Below are 1,344 nucleotides of genomic sequence, written 5' to 3'. Positions count from 1 at the left end.
GTCTCCGCGGCCAGGGCACCCGTCTCGGCGGCACCGCGCATCGCCACATCGGCCCCCAGGCCGTCGACCCGCGCCATCGCCTCCGCCAGCGAGGCAATCGCGGCGCGCAGGCGGTTGCGCTGCGCGAGCCGCACGGCCGCGGCGCTCGGCGTGCCGGCGCGCACGACATGCCCGTCCCAACGCCACAGCGCACCGTCGCGCGTGACGAGGCTCTGGCCCGGGCTGAGGGCCGCGTGCAAGGCGTCGCCATCCGCCCCCTCCGGCAACAGCCCGATCGATGCGAGCGCCCGCCGCAGCGCCGGGGGCGCCTCCACCAGCGCCGAGAGCGGGACCGCGTCGCCGGGAAGGCGTTCGGCGACCAGGCTCGGCAGGTCGCGCCAGAAGCGCACCGCGGCCGAGGAGGCGGCACTGTCCAGCGTCTCGCCCAGGGCCACGGCCACCGCCGCTTCCAGCCCCGGAGGCATCGTCAGCGCATCGACGATCGGCGCGTCGGTGCCGCCCGAGGCACCGATCAGGCGCGACAGGCCCTCGATCTCGGCGGTCAGCATGCCCGCCTCGGCCTCCGCCTCGGCCATGGCCTTGCGCGCCGAGGCCAAGGCCTGGCCGGCATCGAGCCGCGCCGCCTCGGCCGCCTCCAACCGGCCGCGCGCGGCACCTTCAACATCCTCGGCCGCGATGCGGATGTCGCGGATCGCTTCCAGCCGCTCATGCGGGATGCGCGTCGCTTCGGCTTCGGCGCGCTCGGCGCTGAGGCGCGCATGCTGTTCGGCCGCGCGGCGGGCGCGGGCGCCCGATGCGGTGGCCTCGGCGCTCAATGCCGCGCGCCGTGCCTCGCCCTCGGCGAGAAGGCGCCGGGCTTCGGCATGGGCGGCCTGCGCACCGGCGCGTGCGACCTCCGCCCGATCCTGGTTGGCGCGCGCCTGCTCGGCCGCGAGCAGCGAGGATTCCGCAAGGGCCACGGCGTCGGCCAATGCCTCGGCGGAGGGGCAATCGGCCTCGGCGGCCGCGCGTTCCGCATTCAGCGTCGCGAGCGCATCGGCCAGGCGCTGCCGGCGGCGCGATGCCTCGGCCAGGGCGTCGTCGGCGAGGCTGGCGTCCCGCTCGGTCGCCAGAACCGCCGCCTCCGCGGCGCCGAGGGTGGTCGCCGCGGCAATCCGCTGGGCTTCCGCCTCGGCACGCGCGGCCTTTGCTTCGGCCAGCCGGGCTTCGGCGTCGCCGAGCGCTGCCTGGCTCTCCGCGAGCGTCGCCGCCGGGACCAGGTCAGCGAGGGCCGCATCATGCGCCTCGGCGAGCTGCGCCAGCGCCGCGTCGGCGCGCCGCGCGCGAGCCTCGGCGGCGACCAAC

1 pseudogene is annotated in these 1,344 nt (G+C 77.5%); it reads right to left on the bottom strand.

From position 1 onward, the window contains the following. Window positions 1-1,344 (bottom strand): annotated as a pseudogene (locus GXW79_RS21310) (AAA family ATPase); the annotation flags it as partial.

This window comes from Plastoroseomonas arctica, from assembly GCF_018128965.1.
Taxonomy (GTDB): Bacteria; Pseudomonadota; Alphaproteobacteria; order Acetobacterales; family Acetobacteraceae; genus Plastoroseomonas; species Plastoroseomonas arctica.
The sequence above is the reverse complement of the archived record's forward strand: the minus strand, read 5'-3'. Positions and strand labels throughout refer to the sequence as shown.